Origin of the sequence: Bifidobacterium avesanii, assembly GCF_009299475.1 — a bacterium.
GTDB classification, from domain to species: domain Bacteria; phylum Actinomycetota; class Actinomycetes; order Actinomycetales; family Bifidobacteriaceae; genus Bifidobacterium; species Bifidobacterium avesanii.
In genome coordinates this window covers 1-21,898 of the sequence record NZ_WBSN01000017.1, presented here as the reverse complement: position 1 = coordinate 21,898, position 21,898 = coordinate 1, and the positions used below count along the sequence as shown (strand labels likewise).

15 protein-coding genes are annotated in these 21,898 nt (G+C 66.3%); 8 read left to right on the top strand and 7 right to left on the bottom strand.

The genetic code is table 11. The features are described from left to right. Window positions 1–10: 10 nt before the first annotated feature. Entirely contained in the window at window positions 11–967 is a 957-nt protein-coding gene (locus DSM100685_RS08455; RefSeq protein WP_152350909.1) for a carbohydrate ABC transporter permease, read from the top strand. Window positions 968–1,588: 621 nt separating this feature from the next. Further along, window positions 1,589–2,728, top strand: a complete 1,140-nt coding sequence (locus tag DSM100685_RS08450) for a glycoside hydrolase family 43 protein (protein ID WP_152350908.1) — start codon at window positions 1,589–1,591, stop codon at window positions 2,726–2,728. A 118-nt stretch (window positions 2,729–2,846) separates the two neighbouring features. On the opposite strand, the gene DSM100685_RS08445 is transcribed toward DSM100685_RS08450, so the two are convergent. Then, the gene (locus DSM100685_RS08445) at window positions 2,847–3,953 is read right to left on the bottom strand and encodes a glycoside hydrolase family 43 protein (protein WP_152350907.1); all 1,107 of its coding nucleotides are present in this window, start codon (window positions 3,951–3,953) and stop codon (window positions 2,847–2,849) included. Between the two features lie 9 nt (window positions 3,954–3,962). Further along, window positions 3,963–5,045, bottom strand: a complete 1,083-nt coding sequence (locus DSM100685_RS08440) for an alpha-arabinofuranosidase (RefSeq protein ID WP_152350906.1) — start codon at window positions 5,043–5,045, stop codon at window positions 3,963–3,965. 182 nt (window positions 5,046–5,227) lie between these two features. On the opposite strand from DSM100685_RS08440, the gene DSM100685_RS08435 reads away from it, so the two are divergent. Next, a complete protein-coding gene (locus DSM100685_RS08435; RefSeq protein WP_152350905.1) occupies window positions 5,228–7,708 on the top strand; it encodes an alpha-L-arabinofuranosidase C-terminal domain-containing protein in 2,481 nt (826 codons plus the stop codon). A gap of 51 nt (window positions 7,709–7,759) precedes the next feature. Next, on the top strand, window positions 7,760–8,437 hold the full coding sequence (locus DSM100685_RS08430) for a YesL family protein (protein ID WP_152350904.1): 678 nt from the start codon (window positions 7,760–7,762) through the stop codon (window positions 8,435–8,437). Window positions 8,438–8,467: 30 nt separating this feature from the next. On the opposite strand, the gene DSM100685_RS08425 is transcribed toward DSM100685_RS08430, so the two are convergent. From DSM100685_RS08425 to DSM100685_RS08415, 3 genes are all read right to left on the bottom strand, one after another. Continuing rightward, window positions 8,468–9,748 (bottom strand): alpha-L-arabinofuranosidase C-terminal domain-containing protein, encoded by a 1,281-nt coding sequence (locus tag DSM100685_RS08425; protein ID WP_152350903.1) that lies wholly within the window; start codon window positions 9,746–9,748, stop codon window positions 8,468–8,470. Between the two features lie 16 nt (window positions 9,749–9,764). Beyond that, window positions 9,765–10,940, bottom strand: coding sequence for a hypothetical protein (locus tag DSM100685_RS08420; protein ID WP_152350902.1), 1,176 nt, complete (start codon window positions 10,938–10,940; stop codon window positions 9,765–9,767). A gap of 155 nt (window positions 10,941–11,095) precedes the next feature. Continuing rightward, window positions 11,096–12,430: an ABC transporter substrate-binding protein gene (locus tag DSM100685_RS08415; protein WP_152350901.1), complete on the bottom strand. Its 1,335-nt coding sequence runs from the start codon at window positions 12,428–12,430 to the stop codon at window positions 11,096–11,098. 236 nt (window positions 12,431–12,666) lie between these two features. On the opposite strand from DSM100685_RS08415, the gene DSM100685_RS08410 reads away from it, so the two are divergent. Beyond that, window positions 12,667–13,584 (top strand): helix-turn-helix domain-containing protein, encoded by a 918-nt coding sequence (locus tag DSM100685_RS08410; RefSeq protein ID WP_152350900.1) that lies wholly within the window; start codon window positions 12,667–12,669, stop codon window positions 13,582–13,584. Between the two features lie 559 nt (window positions 13,585–14,143). After that, a complete protein-coding gene (locus tag DSM100685_RS08405) occupies window positions 14,144–16,306 on the top strand; it encodes a glycoside hydrolase family 127 protein (RefSeq protein ID WP_152350899.1) in 2,163 nt (720 codons plus the stop codon). Window positions 16,307–16,754: 448 nt separating this feature from the next. Here the strand turns inward: DSM100685_RS08405 and ettA are convergent, their stop codons facing one another. Both ettA and DSM100685_RS08395 read right to left on the bottom strand, forming a co-directional pair. After that, on the bottom strand, window positions 16,755–18,431 hold the full coding sequence (gene ettA / locus DSM100685_RS08400; protein ID WP_152350898.1) for an energy-dependent translational throttle protein EttA: 1,677 nt from the start codon (window positions 18,429–18,431) through the stop codon (window positions 16,755–16,757). Window positions 18,432–18,568: 137 nt separating this feature from the next. Further along, window positions 18,569–19,057, bottom strand: a complete 489-nt coding sequence (locus DSM100685_RS08395) for a GNAT family N-acetyltransferase (RefSeq protein ID WP_152350897.1) — start codon at window positions 19,055–19,057, stop codon at window positions 18,569–18,571. A gap of 589 nt (window positions 19,058–19,646) precedes the next feature. On the opposite strand from DSM100685_RS08395, the gene DSM100685_RS08390 reads away from it, so the two are divergent. Together DSM100685_RS08390 and DSM100685_RS08385 are read left to right on the top strand one after the other, a co-directional pair. Then, the gene (locus DSM100685_RS08390) at window positions 19,647–20,090 is read left to right on the top strand and encodes a hypothetical protein (RefSeq protein WP_152350896.1); all 444 of its coding nucleotides are present in this window, start codon (window positions 19,647–19,649) and stop codon (window positions 20,088–20,090) included. 164 nt (window positions 20,091–20,254) lie between these two features. After that, window positions 20,255–21,481 (top strand): MFS transporter, encoded by a 1,227-nt coding sequence (locus DSM100685_RS08385; protein WP_163201089.1) that lies wholly within the window; start codon window positions 20,255–20,257, stop codon window positions 21,479–21,481. The last annotated feature ends 417 nt before the right edge of the window (window positions 21,482–21,898 follow it).

Here is a 21,898-nt window from a genome sequence, read left to right as displayed (position 1 = left end):
GTGAATCGACATGTCACAATCAACCGCGAACGTTCCCGCGCCCGCTCCCCGCGCCTCCTCCGAGGACATCCCCCTCAATCCCAAGGTCCACCAGCACCGCACCTTCGGCGACTGGGTGATCGACGTCGCCATCTGGGTGATCCTCGCCCTTGTGGTGTTCGTGGTGCTCTACCCGCTGTGGTTCATCGTCATCGCGTCCTTCTCCGACCAGACCTACGTGGCCCAGGGGCAGGTGCTCCTGTGGCCCAAGGGCTTCAACGTCAAGGGCTACGAGATGGTGTTCGCCGACGGGCGCATCTGGCAGGGCTACTGGAACACGATCGTCTACTCCGTGGTGGGCACCGTGCTCAACATCGCCGTGACCATCCCGGCCGCGTTCGCCCTGTCCCGCAGGGAGTTCAAGCCGCGCCGCGTGATCATGTTCCTGTTCACGTTCACCATGTTCTTCGCCGGCGGCATGATCCCGAACTACCTGTTGTACAAGGAGCTCGGGCTGCTCAACTCCATGTGGGTGTTCATCCTGCCTCAGGCCGTGAACGTGTTCAACCTGATCGTGGCCCGCTCGTTCTTCGAGTCCTCGATCCCGAACGAGCTGTTCGAGGCCGCCCAGCTGGACGGCGAGAGCTACTACGGCTTCTTCTTCAAGATCGTCATCCCGCTGTCCGCCGCCATCATGGCCGTGATCATGCTGTACTACTTCGTGCAGCACTGGAACGACTTCTCCACAGGCCTCATCTACATCAACAAGGCCGACAAGCAGTCGTTGCAGAACGTCCTGCGCGACATCCTGCTCGCCAACACGTCCCAGACCGGCAGTGCGATGATGAACGCCGCGCAGCAGCAGCTGTTCGCCGACCAGATCAAGTACGGCATCATCCTCGTCTCCACCCTGCCCCTGCTGATCCTCTACCCCTTCCTGCAGAAGTACTTCAACAAGGGCGTCATGATCGGAGCGGTCAAGGGCTGAGCCTCCATCGGCCCGCGCCCGTGTTCGCGCCGCGCCGCGCCCGTGTCCATGTCCGATGGTGCCCGCGCCCGTCATTCGTTCCAACCCGCGCCCCAAACGATTCAAACTGGAACGTTTGACGTCGAAATGCCCCGTTCGGAGGCCCGATTCGAGGTCATTTGTTCCAAGCTGCGCCGGAGGGGGGTGCAGGTTGGAACAAATGACGGGTTGCGAATCGAGCTGCGGACGAGTTGCAGACGGGCTGCGGGGCGGACCGAGGGCCGGACCATGGGTCGGGCTGCGGGTCAAGGCGCGAGGTCGAGCTGCGAATCGAGCCGCGGGTCGGGCTTCCGTCCATCGCGCAATGCAGGACATGCGGCGTCCGGGCCGGTCCCTCACCCTCTCCGGCTCGGCCGCCGCACACATACTTACCCCCGAACACCTTCCTATTCCGCCGCCCGCGTCGTCTCCTTTCTTCCTGCGGCGCGGGCGGCTTTCCCCTTTTCGACGCGGATCGCGACCGTCGTCGCGCCGGTTGCGTACCGGTGGTCGCATACAATAAAAACAACGTTGTACCAGAGTGGTCGGCGGACGGGTCACAACCGCGTTCCGCCGCCGTTCCCATGCCAAGGAGCCCATTCCATGTCCCAATCGTCAACCGTCCATGCGATCGTTCCCCAGCCGCAGGCTCCGGACGACCCGTACGGCTACCTGCTCGTCCACTTCATCGAGGACCCGGAGCACTACGCCGAGCGCATCTACCTCGACCGCTCCGACGGCGACGACCCCGAGCGCTGGATCCCGCTCAACGGCGGCAAACCGGTCCTCACTTCGCCGCTCGGCACCAAGGGCGTGCGCGACCCGTACCTCACGCGCAACCCCGAAACCGGCCGCGTGTACATCATCGCCACCGACCTGCAGGTGTTCGCCGGCGGCCACGGCTCCGACTCGCACTCCGACTGGTGGGGCTTCTCGCACCACGGCAGCACGAACCTCATCATCTGGGAGACCGACGATCTGGTCCACTTCAGCGAGCCGCGCGCGCTCGACGTCTCCGCCCTGCCCGGCGGCGGCCACGCCCCGCTCGGCATGGCATGGGCGCCCGAGGCCCTGTGGGTGGCCGACTACTACCCGGAGGACACGCCCGGCGGCCGCGGCGCGTTCGTGCTCTACTGGTCCAGCAAGCTGTTCGCGCAGGACGACCCGGAGCACAAGGCCGACTCCTACGACCGCGTGATGTGGGGCGCCACCCGCGACTTCACCAACGAGACCTTCGAGTTCGGCGGCACGTTCATCGACCGCGGACACTCCACCATCGACACCACCATGCTCCAGCGCCGCGCGGCCGACGGCCATGTCCGCACCTACCGCGCCACCAAGGACAACGGCTCCTCCGGGTCGGACGGCCACTCCGGCACCGCGGGCATCTGGCTGGACGCCACCGACGCGCCGCGCTGGTGGGAGCCGGAAGCCGAGTGGACCGTCGTGCAGGAGGGCATCGGCGCCGAATGGGTCCCGGACGGCCGCGCCGCGGGTCTTGAGGGGCCGGCTCTGTTCGCCTCGCATTCCGACAGCCGCACGTACCTGTACGTGGATGTGATCCCCTCGATCGGCTACCGCCCGATGGTCACCGACGACCCCGACCGCGGCTTCGACTACCTCAGGAACGACCGCTTCTTCATGACCCCGCACACCAAGCACGGCGGCGTGATGAGCCTGTCCCGCGCCGAATACGACCGCATCGTCGCCGCCGACGCCGCCGGCCTCTACGCCGAGCGGTAATGGCGGCGCGGGTCGCGACCGCGCGGAACGCAAACTTGTGAAAAAGCGCCTCCGGGCAGCCGAAATCGGAGGAAATCGGTTGCCCGGAGGCGCTTTGTTGCGCTTCAGCTCAATGCCTTCAGCCCAGTGCCGCGAGAAGGCGGTCGCGCTCGGCGGCGGTGATGGGGATCACCGTGCCATGGCGGGGGCGGCCGCCGTCCGCGTTGGTGGGCATCCGCGACTCGGGCATGAGATCGCCCACGCATCGCCAGCCGCGCGGATCGGCGATGTCCCGCGTGGCGAACGGCACATAGTGGTTCGGGCCGTGGTGGTAGCGCGGCTGGTCGATGAACAGGTACCACGCGAATCCGGTCTCGTCTCCGGGGTTCGCGGGGAAGATCGACGGGCCCTCGCCGCCGTCGAACACGCCGCCGTAGCCGTTCGGGGAGCCGTCGCCGATTTTGTCACCGACTAGCGTCCACGCGTCCGCGGGCCCCTCGGCGCCCGGATAGGAGCCTTCGACCGTGGCCATGAACCGCGTGGAGCGCTCCTCGCGGATGGTCATGGTGGCCTCGTCCTTGACGAACCGGTAGTAGACGCCGGCATGCTTCGTCACGGTCGCGTCGATCGTGCCGAAGCCGGAGCCGTCCGGATCGCGCCGGACGTCCACCCACACCTGCGGTTCGCCGAACGTGCGGAAGTCGGCGGTCGTGGCGACCATGAGCCGGTTGTAGGTGGCGTCCGGACGGGCGTCGGGGCCGTCGGAAGGCGAATCGTACAGGTTCGACGACCAGTAGACGGCGTAGGCGCCGAGCTCGTCGATCCAGTGTGCCTCGGGCGCCCACGTGTTGCCGGCCAGATTGGTGTTGACCTTCACGTGCCGCTGGTCGGACCAGTGCACCAGATCGTCCGACTCCCAGATCTCCACGTACCGCGAGCCGCGGATCTGCGCCTCGTGGAACCTGCCGGGCAGGTCATGCACGTTGAGGTCGGTGGCGATCATCCAGAAGCGGGTTTCGCCGTCCGGCACGTTCGGGTCGTCCGGATGCGACCGCAGGATGAACGGGTCGCGCAGCCCCCGCGTGCCGAGCCGCGACTCGAACAGCGGACGGCCGTGGTTGAGCGTGATCCAGTCGAGCGCGGTGTTGCCGCGGGAGACGGCGAGACTCAGGCGCTCGCCGCCGAGCCCCTCGCCGGTGAAGTAGACCCACAGGTAGGCCTCATACGGTTCGCGTGCGTCGGTCATGAGTCCTCCCTAGCGCTTGAAGGCGGCGATGACCGCGCGGTACTCGGCTTCGGTGATGGGCAGGATGGTGCCGTGGCGCTTCTTGAGCGGGCCGAAGTCCACGTCGTCCGCGGGCTGCCAGTCGGCCGGGTCGGCGCTGGCGAGGTCTGCGCAGCGGAACGGCAGGTAGCCCCTCGACTCGTGGTACTGGTCGGCCATGAGCCCGTAGGCCATGCGCCGGCTGTTGACGGTCCTGACGTCGGCGTCGTTGTAGCGGAACAGTTCGGGGCCCTCAAGGTAGCGGGCGGAGTAATGATCATTGCCGAAGATCGACTGCAGCGAGCCCACGAGGCTCCACTGCCGCGGATCGTCGCGCACCTCGATCGACTCGGTCACGGCGTACGGGTTGCGGGTGCGCTCGATCACGATCCGGTCGTCCTTGGAGGCGCGGTACCACCAGCCGTCGTCGGCCCTGAGCATGGTGGTGTCGATGATGCTGTGCTCCACGTCGATCCAGCGCACCGGGTCGGAGAACACGGAAAAATCGGTGGTGGTGGCGTAGTACACGTTGGTGGTGCTGCCCTTCACGTTGCTCAGGGGGCTGCCGAACTCGCCGTTGGCCGCGGTGGACCAGAACACGATGTACTGGCCCCGGTCCTCGTCCCACACGGCCTCCGGCGCCCACGCCATGCCGGCGCCCGGGATCCGCGAGGCCACGTCCACCAGGCGCGCATTCGACCAGTGGACCAGATCGGCGGACTCCCACACGATCAGCCCGGTGCTCCCGTTGACCGTGGAGTAGGAGTGCCCCCAGCCGCCGCGCGCGTGGATGCTCAGGTCGGTGGCGATGAGTACGAAGCCGGAGTCGTCGTGCCTGCGCAGCAGGTACGGGTCGCGCACGCCCTTCTCGCCGATGCGCGATTCGAGCACGGGATGGCCGTCGGCGGTGAGATCCTCCCAGTGGGCGCCGTCGCGGCTGACGGCGAAGTAGATCTGCTCGTCGGAATGCCGCTGCTCCTGACCGGTGAAGTAGGCGAACAGATAGGCGGTGGTGGGGGCGCCGTTGGTTGTGTTGGCAGTGTTGACGGCGTTTTCGAGTGGCGAACCGCTCATGGGATGGCTCCTTGCGTTGATGAATCGACTCTGATAGGGTTAACGTTAAGTACAAGGTTGTATTGTACACCACGCCGCACGGGAACGGCAGTGCCCGCGCATATGTGTGTCGCCGCCGACCTCCGCGCCGGCGCATGCGTGCGAGTGTGCGCAACCCCAAGGAATCCGCAGAAGGAACCGATATGACTACGTCGTCAACACCATGCAACCCCGCCGTCCTCCGCGTCACCCCGAAGCCGTCCGACGCCCGTGCGATCAGCACCGACCTGTGGGGCGTCTTCTTCGAGGACATCAGCTCCTCGGCGGACGGGGGACTGGCCAGCGAGCTCGTGCGCAACGGGTCCTTCGAATTCTCACGCCGCGACGGCGACTCATGGGGACCGTTCACCGGCTGGACCAAAACCGTGCCGGACGGGTCCGCGGCGGCCTTCGCGATCAGCCTGCGCAACCCGGTGGCCGTGGAGAATCCGCATCACGTGGTGGCGGAGATCGCCAAGGCGCCTGCGTACCTCGACAACGCCGGCTACGACGGCGTGACGTTCGCTGCGGGGGAGCGCTACGCGTTCTCCGTATGGACCCGTGTTCAGACCGGTCTGAACGGCGAGGCGGCGCGGCCCATGACCATCGAAATCGCGCTGCTTGACGACGACGGCAACGAGGCCGGCAAGGCCACGGTCACTGCCGAGCCGGTAGACGCCGCGCCCGATCCGGCGGTCTGGGAGGGACAGACCGACAGCGCCGTGCCGGACGCCCCCGGCTGGCGGAAGCTGACCGCCGAGCTCACCGCCACGGCATCCGCCAGAGCCGGTCGCATCCGCCTCGCGTTCCCCGAACCCGGCGTGGTCGCGCTCGACTTCGTCTCCCTCGAACCCGTTCGCACCAGCCACGGACTCAAGCACATGCGCGCCGATCTGGTGGACGTGCTCGCGGACTTGAAACCCCGGTTCATGCGCTTCCCCGGCGGATGCGTCGCCCACGGCGGCATCCCGGACAACACCTACCAATGGAAGGATTCGGTCGGTCCGGTCGAGCACCGCCGCCAGGACTACAACCTGTGGGGCTACCACCAGTCCAAGCGCATCGGCTACATGGAATACCTCGAATTGTGCGAGGCGCTCGGCATGGAACCGCTGCCGGTGCTCGCCGCCGGCGTGTGCTGCCAGAACGCGGACGGCGGGCCCATCCCCGTCGCCGCCGCCGAACTGGACGACTACATCCGCGATGTGCTCGACCTCATCGACTTCTGCAACGGAGACGGGACCACCGCGTGGGGCGCGCGCCGCATCGCGTGGGGCCACCCGAAGCCGTTCGGGCTCAGATACCTCGGCATCGGCAACGAGGACAGGATCGACGCCGTGTTCGAAAGCCGGTTCGGCCGCATCTTCGACGCCGTGCGCCGCGAGCATCCGGAGATCACCGTCGTCGGCACGGTCGGTCCCGCCCCGTTCGGCGCCGACTACGACGAAGGCTGGCGCTACGCCGCCGAAATCGGCGTGCCGATCGTGGACGAGCACTCGTATCAGGCTCCCTCGTGGTGGTTCAAGCACCTCGACCACTACGACCACGCGAACCGCAAAGGCCCCAAGGTGTACTTGGGCGAATACGGCTCGTGGGGCACCACGCTGCTCAACGCGCTGAGCGAGGCGGCGATCATGGGCCGCATGGAGCTCAACGGCGACGTGGTGCACATGGCCTCCTACGCGCCCCTGTTCTGCAAGAACGGTCACAACGGCTGGGATCCGAACCTCATCTACTTCGACAACGAGCGCATCTACCGCACCTACAGCTACTGGGTGCAGCGCATGTTCGCCACCACGCCGGCCGACCATGCGCTGCCGGTGGACGTGGAGGGCGACGCGGCGTTCGACCGGCCGGCGGCCGACCGTGCCGGCATCGCGTTCGGCGGATCGTCCCACGCGCGCTTCCGCGACATCGTGCTCACGGACGCCGAGGGCGTGGAACATCCGGTCGCGGACGTGACGGTCGGCAACGGCACGGGCGCGAACTGGGCGGACTGCGGCGTGCGCGTGGATTCCGCCCGGTACGACCTGCGCTTCACCGTCGACTATGCCGGCTCCGAAGGCTACTGGGACAACTGCTCCGTGAAGTTCGGCGACGTGACGGGCGCCGACCACTTCGAATTCCGCATCGGCCAGCGCAATACGAACCTCGTGGCGGTCCGTGACGGCTTCGCCTCGGGGTACGCCGACCCGAGGCCCTATCCGTCCGGACGGCCGCTCAAGCCGGGCGATGCGCTGACCGTCGACCTGCACGTGGAACGCGAGGGCGGCCATGTGACCGCGCGCGTGAACGGTGTAGCGGTGGCCGACGCCCGCGAGGACGGCATCCGCGAGGTGCGTCGCACGGTCACCGTGGCCCGCAACGAGGCCGAGGGCGTGACGTATGTGCGCGTGGTCAACGCCATGGACGAGCCGGCGGACGTGGATCTGAGCGCCGTGCTGGAGGCGTTGCCCGGTGATGCGGCGCTGCCCGCGGCCGATCGTTCCCTCGCGCGGATCGAAGCCACCATGCTGACCGGCGAACCGCACGCCGGCGTCAAGGGCGAGGCCGCGCCCACCGAGCCGCAGAGCGTCGCCGTCGATCTGACCGGCGGCACGTACACGGCCCCCGCATGGTCGTTCACCGTGCTTCGGGTGCACTGAGGTACGCTGAATGATGTCGTCCGTTTCCGAAGCGTGTCAGGGAGGACCGCGATGAAGCGCTTTGCCGTCGGCTACGAATACGTATGCCGCATCATTCTCATGATCCTCGTGGTCAACGTGGCGTTCATCGTCCACACGCTGCTCGGTCTGGTGGTCGGAGGCCTGTTCCCGTCCATCGCGGCCGCCTACGCCACCTACCGGTCGTGGCTCATCGACGTGCAGGATCGTTCGTGGAGCGTGAAGCGGTCGTGGCTCACGTTCCACCGGGCGTGGTGGCAGGAACTCGGGCCCGCCAACCTGTTCGGCTGGCCGCAGTTTCTCGTGTGGGCGCTGCTGGTGTGGGAGTACTGGTTCGTGCAGCACAACGACCTCGGGCGCGTGGGGTACGGCGTGTCCGGGGCGCTGCTTGTGCTCAACCTGATCTACGGGCTGTTCGTGTTCGTCAGCTGGGCCGTGCACGTCAACTTCGACGAGGGGCCCGTGTGGGTGCTGCGCACCTCGCTCGCCATGGTGATCGCCCGCCCGATGTGCAGCCTCATGGTGCTGTGCCTGTTCGTCATCACCGTATGGGCGTACGTCCAATGGCCCGGCCTGTTCGTGGCGCTCGGCGCGGGCGTGCCCACGTTCGCCACCATGATGGCCGTGTACTCGTGGGGCCGCCTGCCCGGCATGGACGTGCACGTGCTCGAACCGCAGGAGAAGGACGCGCGCGGCGCCGGGCGGTCCTGACCGTTCCCGCGCGCGGCAAGCCGCCGTTTTCTACATGCCGAGGCGCAGCACGTGGATCGCGTGGGGCGGCAGTGGATAATCGAAGCCGTTGACGGTGGCGTCGCCGGCTTCGGCGCCGTCAACGGTCAGCCGCTGAGAGGCGGGAACGACGCGGGTCGGATTGCCGAAGTCGTTGCGCGCGTCCAACGCGAATCCGTCCATACGCTCCGCCTCCGCGGTCGTCTTCACCGGATGGTCGAAGTCCAGCCGTACGTCCACGGGTATGTCGGTCACGTTGACCAGCTTGACCACGATCGTGCCGTCGGCGTCGCGGACCACCGAATAGTACAGGTCGTCCGGATTGTAGGGGGTAAGCCGCTGGCTGAATGCCTCGCGCCCGTCGAGCCGGAAGGTCACATGCCCGTGATCCGCCTCCAGCACAGCGTGATGGCGTTCCCCGGGCAGACACTTCATATGGTCCATGACGTACGGGGACTCCTTGCCGTGTTCGACCGTGCTCAGAGTCAGCATGCGTCCCCACACTCCGTTGATCGTGACGGCCGCGTAGTCCTTGTCGCTCGTGCCGGCGAAGCGGATGACGATATCCGTGTCACCGGGGCCGGGATTGGCGGGCAGCCGGGGCACGGTGAAGTTGAACTCCAGATGGAAGCCGTCGCCGTCGCCGGTATCGAGGGGCAGCAGACGCTCCCCGTCCGGACGCAGTTCGGCATGGTCGATATTCGTCAGCACAGTTGGGTCGTCCGCATCGAGGGTGCGGATTGTCAGATCGTCGATCGTCATGTAGGCGACCTGCACGCGAATCGACGCCGCGCCGCGCATGGGCCATGCGTCGGTTTCCCTGTGTGCCACGTCGTCCGATGTGCTCAGCAGCTCCTCGCCCTGATTGCGCATGAACAGCCATTGCGCCCAGTAGGATGGCGTGCCGTAGGACGCGTCGCCGTCGAACTGAATGAGATCGGGCTTCCAATTCGTGTACTTCACGTTGTTGAACAGCGGCGCGTAGCAGGCCATCGCCACGGCGGGCGTGCGCTCCAATCCGGTCATGAAGGCCGCCTCGGCCAGGGCGTTGAACCATGTGTCGTCGAGCGAGGCGTACTCGCCGATGAACGCCTTGGCGCGGTAGGGATGGTCCCCGTAGCGCCGCGCGTTCATGACGAGCCATTCGGGCGATTGATAGTAGTGCTCGTCCATGAGCGGCACGCCGAGCCGGTCCGCCTGCGCGTAGGAGGGACCGTACGTGTCAGCATGCGGGCTCACGCCTGCGCTGCCCGCGATGACGATTTCCGGATGCCGCTCGTGGATTTGCCGCACGGCCTCCTTGAAGCGTTCATAGAACTCGGGGTATTCCTCCTCGTTGCCGAGTCAGATACTTCAGGCCGAACGGCTCCGGGTGGCCCATGTCCGCGCGCACGCGGCCCCATGCGCTGTCCGTCGGGCCATTGGCGAACTCGATGAGGTCGAGCGCGTCGTCGATCCACTCCTGCATCGCGTCCATGGGCACGGCGGCGTCGATGTGCGAGTTGCAGCCGAGCGAGAGCACGGGCACGGGTTCCGCGCCGATCATCTCGCACAGGCGGAAGTACTCGTAGAAGCCGAGGCCGAACGTCTGGTTGTACTTCCAGCGGTTGCGTTTGCTGGGGCGCCGCTCAACCGGCCCGACGGTGAATTTCCACCGGTAGGCGGCGTCCCGGTCGGAGGCGTTGAACGAACCGTCGTGGATGAGGCAGCCGCCGGGAAAGCGCAGGAAGCGCGGATGCATGTCGGCGATCTTCTCGGTCAGGTCGCGGCGGAACACGTGTTCGTCGTCGAAGGTGTCGTGCGGGATCAGGGAGATCATGTCAAGGTCGAGCGTGGCCCGTTCGTCGCAGTGCACGACCAGCACGGCCGCGGGGTCGGAGGAGTCCGGAACGAGCACGGCCTCATATTTGTGCCAGTCGCCGGGCATGAGATCAAACGATGCGGCGGCGCGGACCACGGAGAGATCCGCCGAGCGCAGTTCGACGCGCAGCGTGGCCATGGCCGCGGCCGACTGCCCGTCGATGCGCGCGAAGCAGGAGAAGCCGTACTCCGCTCCGGCGGCGATCGGAATGCCGTCGTTGAAGCCCGCGTTGGATACACCGGCGAGATCGGCGTCGGACGGGCCGAGAATGAGGTAGTGGGGGTTGGCGTCGTTGAGTGGGTGCGTGGCGCTCACCCGTGCGAGCGCCGGACTCGGCGCGGTTGGAACGTCGGGAACGCCGTCTCCGGCCGCGGCGGTCTCATCGTCGCTGTCGGGGCGTTCGTCGCCCAGCACGGTCCAGCCGGTCATCGCCGTGTAGTCGGGATTGTCGATCGGGGAGAACTCAAACGAGCGGTTTTGGATGAGTTCGGCGTACAGTCCGCCGTCGGCGGCGTGGTTGAGATCCTCGAAGAACAGGCCGAACAGGGGCCCCTGACGTTTGACGGGGGCGTCGGTGCATACGGCGATGCGGTGACGGACGGGTGCGGGCGATTGGCTGGTCATGGAAATTCCTTGGTGTTGATGCTGGTCCGTTTGCGCAGCGGGCGGGTGTATGGGCAAGGCCCCGGGCATCCTTGTTGGATTTTCTCGGGGCCTTGCCAAGGTGAAAGGAAGAATTGCAGTTGTGCGTATCGTCTAGGCATCACCTCCCCGCGTGGCTATCCGAGCTGTTTGGTGTCGGCCGAGGCCTTGGCGAGCGCCGCGTCCACGGAACCGGTTTCGGTCATGATCGTGGAGTGCGCGATCTTGAGGTTGCCCTGAATCTCGTTGGTTTTCGCGGTGACCGGGTTCTCCGGCTTGACCGTGTGCTTGGACCACGTGGTACGGGACAGCTCGTCCTGCGGCACGCCCTCGGCGGCGAAGTACGTGTCGATCACCTTCTGCGAGAAGTACGATGGGGTGGAGTGAGTCTGGGCGAGCAGTGCCGAGGCCTCCTCGCCGGCTGCCCACTTGACGAACTCCATGGCCGCCGCGCGCTTCTGACCGCTGGAGTTTTCGAACACCGCGAAGCCGGTCGGGTCGCCGTACGTCACCGGTGTGCCGGAGGTGTTGGAGGCGTTCTGCGGCAGCGGGGCGATGCCCCATTCGAACTTATCGCCGTTGCCGGTCTGCGCGTCGGTGATCACGCCCCCGACCTGCCAGGTGTCCATGAGCATCATGGCGGCCTTCTCGGTGTCGAATTGGGCGGCGTACTGCACCTTGGTGGCGTTCGCGGTGTTGTAGCTGATCGTCAGTCCCTCATCCTGCGCGGGCAGGAAGACGTTGTTGTAGTAGTCCTTCATGTAGTCGAAGTCGCCGGCTTGGAACTTGTCGGCGTCGCCGGCCTGCGCGGTGGCGATCGCCTGCCCGTAGGCCTGCCATGTGGAGTGGTGGTAGGTGGGGTAGACCGAGGCGGGGTCGTATCCGGCCGCGGGCAGCTTCTGCTTGAGTTCGCGCGCGGTCCTCATGTAGTCGTCCCACGTCCAAGTGCCGTCGGGGACGGCCACGCCGGCCTTGTCGAACATGGTCTTGTTGTAGAAGAGCACCGACAGGTCCTGACGGTAGGGCAGCGCGTAGTACGTGCCGTCGATGTTGTACTGGGAGATGTCGATGTTCTTGTCGTCCCTGTAGGTCGCGGCGACGGAGTTGAGATCGGCCAGCGCGCCGGATTCCTTGGCGTACAGGTAGTACTTCTGGAGATTCTTGATGGGGAAGGCGTCGGGCATGTTGCCGCCGGACAGGTCGGTGGTCATCTGCTTGTCGAAGTCGTCGGCCGAGTATTCCTTGAGTGTGACGGTGACGTTTGGATACTTCTTCATGAAGCCGTCCGCAAGGGTCTTGAACTCGTTGTTCGCCGTGGACAGCGACCAGCCGCCCAAGGTGATCTCCGTTTTGGCGTTCGGATCGAAAGTTTCCGCGGAGGATGCTCCACCCTGTCCGGAGCCGCATCCGGCGAGGGCGAGCAGCGCCGCCGTAATGGCCGCCGTTGCTGTGATTCTGATATTGTTGGGCATGGTTTCTCCTTTGCATGGGCGCTGCGTTGCGCCGGACCGATGGGACGTTCGCGCTGTTTGGCGCGGCTGATTGTTCGGTGGCTCGTTGGATGGTGTCGTGGCGTTCCAACTGCTGTCATCATATGGGCGGCGGTGCGGACCGGGCGATGGATGTTGGTCGAATATGGTGCCGAAAGGTTAGATGATTGGGAATTCAAGACCTTGGGAATTCATGACGGATCGACTATGGTGAAGTCATGCTCGGATACTCGATCGACGTGACTGCGCCGGTGCGCTACGACTACACCGGCAAGTTCGAGGCGCCCTCGCCGCTGTGGAGGCACGAGGACATGGGGCTCGGGGACTGGGAGCTTATCGTCATGACCGAGGGCACGCTGTACCTGAGCTATCTGGGCGAGGACCACACGGTGGGGGAGGGGGAGTACCTGCTGCTGCCGCCCAGCGCGGACGGCCGGCGCGTGGGGTTCCGCGAGTCGCGGTGCAGCTTCTACTGGATGCACTTCCAGTCGTCGGACCGCGAGGTGCGCGAAATGGACCTTGCCGGACCTCTGCCCGCCGCGCCCACGCCGCCGATCTCCCCCGAGCGGCCGGTCGGGAGGCTCCCCGACGAGAATCCGGCCGTGCTGTATCTGCCGCAGGCCGGCGCGATGCCCGACGCCGAGCGCCTCTTGGTGATGCTCCGGCAGCTGCAGGACGCCGTGCGGTCCGGCTACGAACGGTTCGCGCTGGGGTACCTCGCCACCGGCGTGCTGTGCGAGCTATACCATCAGGTCTTTCAGGAGAAGACCTCGGCGGACATCGCCGACCATGCGCGGCGGCAGCTGTACTACGACATCGTGGATTACGTGAACCTCAACCTCGCGCGCAACCTCAAGGTGCAGGACGTGGCGCGGCACTTCGGGTACAACCCCAAGTACCTCTCCCAGCTGTTCCGCGCGCTCGCCGGCGAATCGTTGCGCGCGTTCATCGTGGGCAAGCGCATGGAACGGGCGAACTGGCTCCTCACCGACACCAACGACACCGTGGGGCAGGTGGCGGCCGCGCTCGGGTTCCGCGACGCCCACCATTTCATGCGCGCGTACAAGGACGCCACCGGCATGACGCCCACCCAGTACCGCAACGCCTACGCCAAGCGCATGCTGTTCCATCGATGAGTTTTGTGAGTTTTGCCGGTAAGGTTGCGCCGGCGGGTTTGCCGGTGCGTTGCATTGGCTGTGTCGTCGAGCCTATCGGTGGGCAGTTTGCATGATGAAACCGTGCGTGGCAGGTGCGTGACCGGTGTGACTGATTGTGGCTGTGACAGTGCCCGTGACACTGACCGGTTGTGACATTGGCCGTGACCGTGACCGGGCGGTCTCGGTCACGGTCCTGCGGAAATGGCGGAACTCCAAGCATCCCGTTGAAGGATGGTCCGGCGAGGGCGGTCTGTGTCACGGGCATTGTCACGGAACGGGCATTGTCACGGAGTCGTTCTTGCCGCGTCCGCGCCGAGGATGCGCGCTTCTCCGGGAATCCGTCCCCGCCTCCGGACGCAGGCCCGTGCTCCCGGTCGGGTCGGCCGGACGTGCGGGCGTCGATGGCCGATTGCCGCTATCACATCGAATGCCCGACTTTTTGGCACCAAATCGCTCCTCCGTCCATCGCGCGGCGGATCGTTGTGCAATATCCTGTGAGTTATCGTTAATCACCCATATACAAGGACGTGTAACGCATATGGACAACGCACGCTTCAGCAGGCCGCTCGACCTGCACGACGTCACCATCACCGACGCATTCTGGCACCGCGAGCAGGAGCTCGTGCGCACCGAGGTCATACCCTACCAGTGGGAGGCCCTCAATGACCGCGTGCCCGGCGCGGATCCGAGCTACTGCATGCACAACTTCAAGGCCGCCGTGCGCCAAAAGCACCGCAAGGGCGAGCAGGGCAAGGCGTTCGAGGCGCCCTCGTACTCGTACCGCGGCTTCAACGCGCTGCCCGAGGATCCGGCCCACCCCGACCCGGACAAGTTCTACGGCTACGTGTTCCAGGACACCGACTTCGCCAAGTGGGTCGAGGCGGTCGGCTATTCGCTGGTCAACCATCCGGACCCCGAACTCGAGCGGATCGCCGACGGGGCCATCGACATCGTGTGCGACGCCCAGCTCGACAACGGCTACCTCGACACCTACTACATCCTCAACGGCATGGACCGAGCGTTCCACTGCCTGCGCTGGCACCACGAGCTGTACTGCCTCGGCCACCTCATCGAAGGTGCGATCGCCTACTGGCAGGGCACCGGCAAAGACAAGCTGCTCAAGGCCGCCGAGCGCTTCGCCGACTACGTGGCCGACTACTTCGGCCCGGACCCCGGCCAGTGCAAGGGCTACCCGGGCCACGAGATCGCCGAAATGGCGCTCGTCCGCCTCTACGAGGCCACCGGCTGCGAGAAGTACCTCAAACTCGCCAAGTTCTTCATCGACGAGCGCGGCACCGAGCCCAACTACTTCGACTACGAGGGCGAACGCGACCGCCGCGACCACTACACCGACACCAACTGGACGTTCGAGAAGCCCTACGCGCAGGCCCACAAGCCCGTGCGCGAGCAGCGCGAGGCCGTCGGCCATGCGGTGCGCGCCGGCTACCTGTACTCCGGCATGGCCGACGTGGCGCGCGAAACCGACGACGCCACGCTGTACGACGCATGCCGCAACCTGTGGCGCAACATCGTGGACAAGAAGCTGTACATCACCGGCGGCATCGGCGGCACGCACGAGGGCGAGGCGTTCTCCTACAACTACGATCTGCCCAACGACACCGCCTACTCGGAGACCTGCGCGGCCATCTCGCTCGCGTTCTTCGCCCGCCGCATGCTTCAGATCGAGGCGAGGTCCGAATACGGCGACGTGATGGAGCAGGCCTTGTACAACACCGTGCTCGCTGGCATGGCGCTGGACGGCAAGAGTTTCTTCTACGTGAACCCTCTGGAGGTGAACCCGGAGGCGTGCGCCAAGGACAAGCGCATCGGGCACGTCAAGCCCGTGCGCCAGAAGTGGTTCGGGTGCGCCTGCTGCCCGCCGAACATCGCGCGCATCGTCAGCTCGATCGGCGAATACGCGTTCACCGCGAACGACGACACGCTGTTCGTGCACCTGTACGCCGGGGGTCGCGCCACCGCGACGTTCTCCGATGAGTCAGGCGACGCCCGCCGCACGCTCACCCTCGAAGGCACGAGCGAAATCCCGTGGGGCGGCAAGGCGCGCTACGTGGTGCACGTCGACGGTCTGGGACAATCGGGCGACGATCCGGTCCACGCCTCGCTCGCGTTCCGCATTCCCGGATGGACCATACCGGGCGACGTCAGGGTGACCGTGGACGGCGTCACCGCGTCCGGAGTGGCCGCCGCCGAACTGGCCGGCACGTTCGGGGCCGCGGGCAAGAGCGCCGAGGTGCGCGACGGATACCTGTATTTGTCCGGCGGGTGGCGCGACGGCGAGGTCGTGGCGTTCGACTTCCCGATGCCGGTGCGCGCCAAGCGGGCCAACCCGCAGGTGCGTGAGGATCTGGACAAGGTCGCCTTCGTGCGCGGCCCGATCACGTTCTGCGCCGAGCAGACGGACAACGGCGCCGGACTGCAGCTCAACCGCGTGGACTTCGCCCGCGCCGGGTACGACATGTCCGGCGTGGAAGTGCGGCGCGTGGACGACGTGTTCGACTTCCCGATCGTAGAACTCGGCGTGCCGGCGCTGCGCCTGACGGACGACGGCCTCAAGCCCGGCGAGGGCCTGTACGCCGACTACGCGCCGGCCGTGGAGAAGGCCTCCGAACTCACCCTGATCCCGTACTTCGTCTGGGCCAACCGCGGTCTGGGGGAGATGACGGTGTGGCTGCGCCGATAAGCGAAAAGCCCTGCGGGCTTTTCGCCGGCGCAGCCTGAGCCGCCACCACGGCGGCGAAGGCCGGATTGAGCCCCGTCCTTTATGGGCGGGTCCCCAATTGCAGGGCCGGGGGTGAGGCGTTAGGTGTTCTATATGGAGAGGACGGTCAGAAATCGCAGCCCCTCGCGAACAAACCGCATGATTGCAACGTTCCGCGCCGAGGCACTGCGATTTCTGACCTAACCCCTCCGGTATACGCAAAACGGCGGATGCGCCGCTTCCGCATATTGACTATGCAGGGCGGCGCATCCGCCGTTTTTGTATTCGTGCATGTGCACACACCCGCCGTTCGCTTAACGGGTCAGCCTTCGGCACTGCAACCATGGACCGGTCTTGCGACCGGTCTCATCGTCTCCTCACGACTGTCATCGTTCGGCCGACCCTACCAACGGCACACCGTGCCGTCGGCTTAACGGGTCAGCTTCCTGTGCAGGCGGTGCGGGCGGGCGGCGTCCTCGCCGAGGCGGGCGACGCGGTTCTCCTGATACGCCTGGAAGTTGCCCTCGAACCAGTACCACTTGGCCGGGTTCTCGTCATCGCCCTCCCACGCGAGGATGTGCGTGGCGACGCGGTCGAGGAACCAGCGATCGTGGGAGATCACCACGGCGCAGCCGGGGAAGCCGAGCAACGCGTTCTCCAGCGATTCGAGGGTCTCCACGTCCAGATCGTTCGTGGGCTCGTCGAGCAGCAGCAGGTTGCCGCCCTGCTTCAGGGTCAGGGCGAGGTTCAGGCGGTTGCGCTCGCCGCCGGAGAGCATGCTGGTGAGCTTCTGCTGGTCGGAGCCCTTGAAGCCGAAGCTGGCCACGTAGGCGCGGGTCGGCACCTCGACGCCCGCCACCTCGATGAAGTCGAGGCCGCCGGAGACCGCCTCCCACAGGTTCTTGTTCGGGTCGAGGCCGGCGCGGTTCTGGTCCACGTAGCTGATCTTCACGGTGTCGCCGATCTTGAGCGTGCCGGAGGTGAGCGGCTCAAGGCCCACGATCGTCTTGAACAGCGTGGACTTGCCGACGCCGTTCGGGCCGATCACGCCGACGATGCCGTTGCGCGGCAGCGTGAAGGACAGGTCGTCGATGAGCACGCGGTCGCCGAACGCCTTGTGGATGTGCTCGGCCTCGAGGACGAGCGAGCCCAGGCGCGGGCCGGCCGGGATCTGGATCTCGGAGAAGTCGAGCTTCTTGTTGTTGCGCGCCTCCTGCTCCATCTGGTCGTAGCGCTCCAGACGGGCCTTGTTCTTGGCCTGACGGGCCTTGGGGGAGGAGCGCACCCAGTCGAGCTCGTTCTTGAGGCGGCGGGCGAGCTTGGCGTCCTTGGCGCCCTGGATCTCCAGACGCTTCGCCTTGGTCTCGAGGTACGTGGAGTAGTTGCCCTTGTACGGGTACAGCTGGCCGCGGTCCACCTCGCAGATCCACTCGGCCACGTTGTCCATGAAGTAGCGGTCGTGGGTGACGGCGATCACGGCGCCCTTGTACTGGTGCAGGAACTGCTCCAGCCACAGGATCGACTCGGCGTCGAGGTGGTTGGTGGGCTCGTCGAGCAGCAGCAGGTCGGGGGCTTCGAGCAGCAGCTTGCACAGGGCCACGCGGCGGCGCTCGCCGCCGGAGCACACGTTCACCGGGGTGTCCGGGTCGGGGCACTGCAGTGCGTCCATGGCCTGCTCGAGCTGCGAGTCGAGGTCCCAGCCGTTGGCCGCGTCGATCTCGGTCTGCAGCTTGCCCATCTCGTCCATGAGGGCGTCGAAGTCGGCGTCCGGGTTCGCCATCTCCTCGCCGATCTCGTTGTAGCGGGCCACCTTGTCCGCGATGGGGCCGAACGCCATCTTGATGTTCTCGCCCACGGTCTTGGTGTCGTCCAGCGGCGGCTCCTGCTGCAGGATGCCGACCGTGTAACCCGGCGTCAAGGTCGCCTCGCCGTTGGACACGGTCTCGATGCCGGCCATGATCTTGAGCAGCGTGGACTTGCCCATGCCGTTGGGGCCCACCACGCCGATCTTCGCGCCGGGCAGGAAGCTCAGCGTCACGTCGTCGAGGATCACGCGGTCGCCGTAGGCCTTGCGCGCCTTGATCATCTGATAGATAAACTCTGCCATTGGTTGCAGCTTCTCCTTAAGAGGGGTTGGAATTCCGCCGTTGCCAGTCTGTCTGTATGTTTGGCCCGTTTGTCCGCATGCTGGTCGGATTCGGGTCAAACCACCGCCCACCATGGTAACGGAAGGGCTGGAATGACCTAATAATTGATCATTTCCAGCTCGGGACCCATGTCTTCGGTCTGCGTGCGGCCGGTCTCCCGAAAGCCGACGTGCCGGTAGAACCCCTGCGCGTCGGCGTTGAATCCCGCGACCCACAGCGCCAGACGGTCGTTGCCGACGGCCCGCATGCCGGCTTCCACTAGCATCCGGCCGACTCCCCGCCGATGACGGTCGGCAAGCACGTACAGGGACGCGAGTTCGGCGGCTTCCGGCCGGTCGATCGGCGGCCTCGGCGTGCGCAGCAGCTCCGCGAATCCGATCACATGACCGTCGTCGAGCGCCACCAGAACGACCTGATTCGGGTCTTCGGCGTGGGCTTGCGTGAGCTTGAACGCGAACCTCGGGGTGATCGCGTCCACGATCTCCTGCGGGATGTTCCCCTGATTGAGCTCGCGCCACGCGCGGGACTGCACCCGCGCCTTCTCCTCGAACCACCGCGGTTCTATCGGCGCTATGCGAACGGCCATGTATCACCTCCGGATCTGCGGAACGCTCCATCCCACATTATCGCTTCCGGCGTGCCCGGTCCGGCGGTGTCGGCTGTGCGATCGCGCCGCGTGGTATGGCTCGGCCGCCACGCTCCGGTTCCGTTCGGGAGCGGAATCCTGGCCATTCGATGAGGGTATTTGCATAGTCAGGGGCTGTTTTCCGCCCATGCGGGCAGATATCCGCATAGTCAGGGGCCCTTTGGGGCGTCGCCTCCGGGTAACGTTGTTGAAAAACCGCGGAATTCCGTCATCGCCTACTCATGATGCGCCGTTCAATGGCCCTGACTCCGCAGATATCTGCCCGCAGCTCGTCGAATCCGCCCCTGACTCTGGAGATACGTCATTGCCGCTGTCGCATGCCGGTCTTCGGGCGGGCGGCGCGAACGCGGCAGAATCTTACGTATCCCTTCTTCTGCTGCCGGCACTGTGTGATCCGTGCCGTCGAACGACATGGATGGATGCCCTTGGTGGTCACCCGTCATGACGCGGCGGAGTCGGCGCCTCACGCGGCGGGCGCTGCGGATACCATGGCGGTGATGGCATGCCGCGGAAAGCAAGGAGGATGCGCATGACGCCGATCGAGCTGGCCACGCGCCGCAGGGTCACCGGACTGACGTCCGGCGAATTCGCCAAGCTGTTCGTCACGCTGGAGCGCAAGGTGGGCGGCGAGTCCGCGCACTGGGACGCCGCGGACGTGGAGTCGTGGGAGATCGTCGGACCGCCGGTGACCGCCGAGGACCATCTCAACGAGACGTTCGCCGCGGCCAACGAGTTCGTGGCCACGCTGGCCCGCCGCCTGTATCGCACGGTCATGCCGGCCGGGGGATCGGCGCCGGAGGAGGGCACGGCCCTCACCGCCTTCCCGGACGACCTGACCTTCTGGTCGGCCCAGCCGGACTTCGGCGGCATCCCGCACGCGCTGTGGAACATCGCCGCGCTGCAGGCCGCCGAATGGGTGCGCCAGAAGACCGGCGTCGTCTGCGAGCTGCACGCCCGCGAACCGCTGGTGTAGGCGGCGGCCGGCGGTGTAGGCGGCGGGCCGGCGGTGGGGCGCCTCCGCGGGAAGACGGCGGACCGCGAATCGGGCATGCGGCAGCGACGGCGAACCTACAGTGCCATGCTGGTACAACACCGAGGAGCGTACGGGACGGTATGCGGCAAGACGGGAGGCATGCGGTGCGAACGAGGGACAACGGCGGCGCGGCGGCGGGCGGCGGGCTCATGACGCGGGACGTTGTGATCGTCATGGCGGCCGGCTTCTTCTACATGGCGGGTACCATGATGGGCACCACGATGATCGTCGGGTATGCGCACGAACTGGGCGCCGGAGGGGAGCTCGCCGGCATGATCGCGGGAACCATGAACGTCGTCTCCCTGTTCTGCCGGCCTTGGGGCGGACGGCTGAGCGACCGCGTGCCGTTGCGCCGGCTCGCCGTAGCTTCGCTGGCGTTCATGATCGTCGCGAACGCCGGGTACGCCGTCGCCCCCTCCGCGGGCGTGGTCATGGCGGCCCGCGTCGTCAACGGCGTCGGGTTCTCCTGCCTGTCGGTGTGCCTCGCGGCATGGCTGACCGCGCTGATCCCGTTGGACCGCATCGGCAAGGGCATGGGGTACTACGGGCTGGCCAACGCGCTGGCCATGGCGCTGGGGCCGGCGACCGGCATTCGGTTGGAGTCGGCGTTCGGATACCGGGCCGCGTTCGGCGTGGCGTTCGCGGGCATGGTTGCGGCCCTCGTGATGGTGCTGACCGTGCGCGACGACGGGGCGAAACGCCGGACGCCGCCGCGCCGCCCGGAACCACGGGGGTCGGAGCTGCGGCGGGCGGCGCCGGGCAATCCGCTCGAACGCGTGGTGTCCGTGCGCGTGATCCCGGTGGCGCTCGTGTTCATGCTCTTTGCCATCCCGTACTGCGCCACGCAGTCATACATCGTCACCTACGTGGGCGCGCGCTGGCTGGGCGTGGACGTCGGTCTCTTCTTCCCGTCGTACGCGGTCGCGCTGCTGGTGCTGCGCGTGGTGATGCGCAACATGTTCGACCGTTGGCCGTTCCGCCGGTTCCTGTGGCTGTGCTCGGCGTGCATGATCGTCACGCTCGGCATGCTCGCCGTGATGCGCGACGACGCCGGGCTGCTGGTCGGCGCGGTGCTCATGGCGGCCTCGTACGGCCTGATGAGCTCCGTCAGCCAGTCCGCCGCGGTCCGTCTCGCGGGCGAAGGGCACGGCGGGCGCGGCAACGCCACGTACTGCATCGGGCTCGACTTAGGCATGGCACTGGGGCCGATCATCGGCGGCCAACTGTACGCGAACCTGGATCCGGCGTGGTTCTACCCGGCGCTCATGCTCGCCGTGCCGCTCGCCGTGGGCGTGTACCTGCTGGCGGGAAGGCGCATCGAACGGCGGTGAGTGCATTGCGTACTGGACGGCGCTTGGGGATGCCCGTCCTGACAGGGTTCGGTGTCCGCCATTTTGCACTTTGAGGGCGGATTCCGGGTCTCGCGCAATGCCATTCACGCAAGTGGGGGCGTCCACGGCGGCCTATCGTCCGTGCCGTCCTCCGGAAAACCGCGGATTTGCAAGGACATGCGGGAATGAATATCCGGTTTCTCGCACATCGGACGCCCTCACTAGTGCGAATGGCATTCCGCAAAGTCCGAAATCCGCCCTTAAGTACGCGGTTATACCGAACTACGTGGTGTCTAGTCTCAGCGGATGGTTGACGCATGTCTCGGGGCATGGTTGACGGTGTCTCCTGGGACATGGTTTACATGTGTCCTGGGGCATGGTTGACGGACCGTCGGTTGTTGACCGTGTATGAGTACA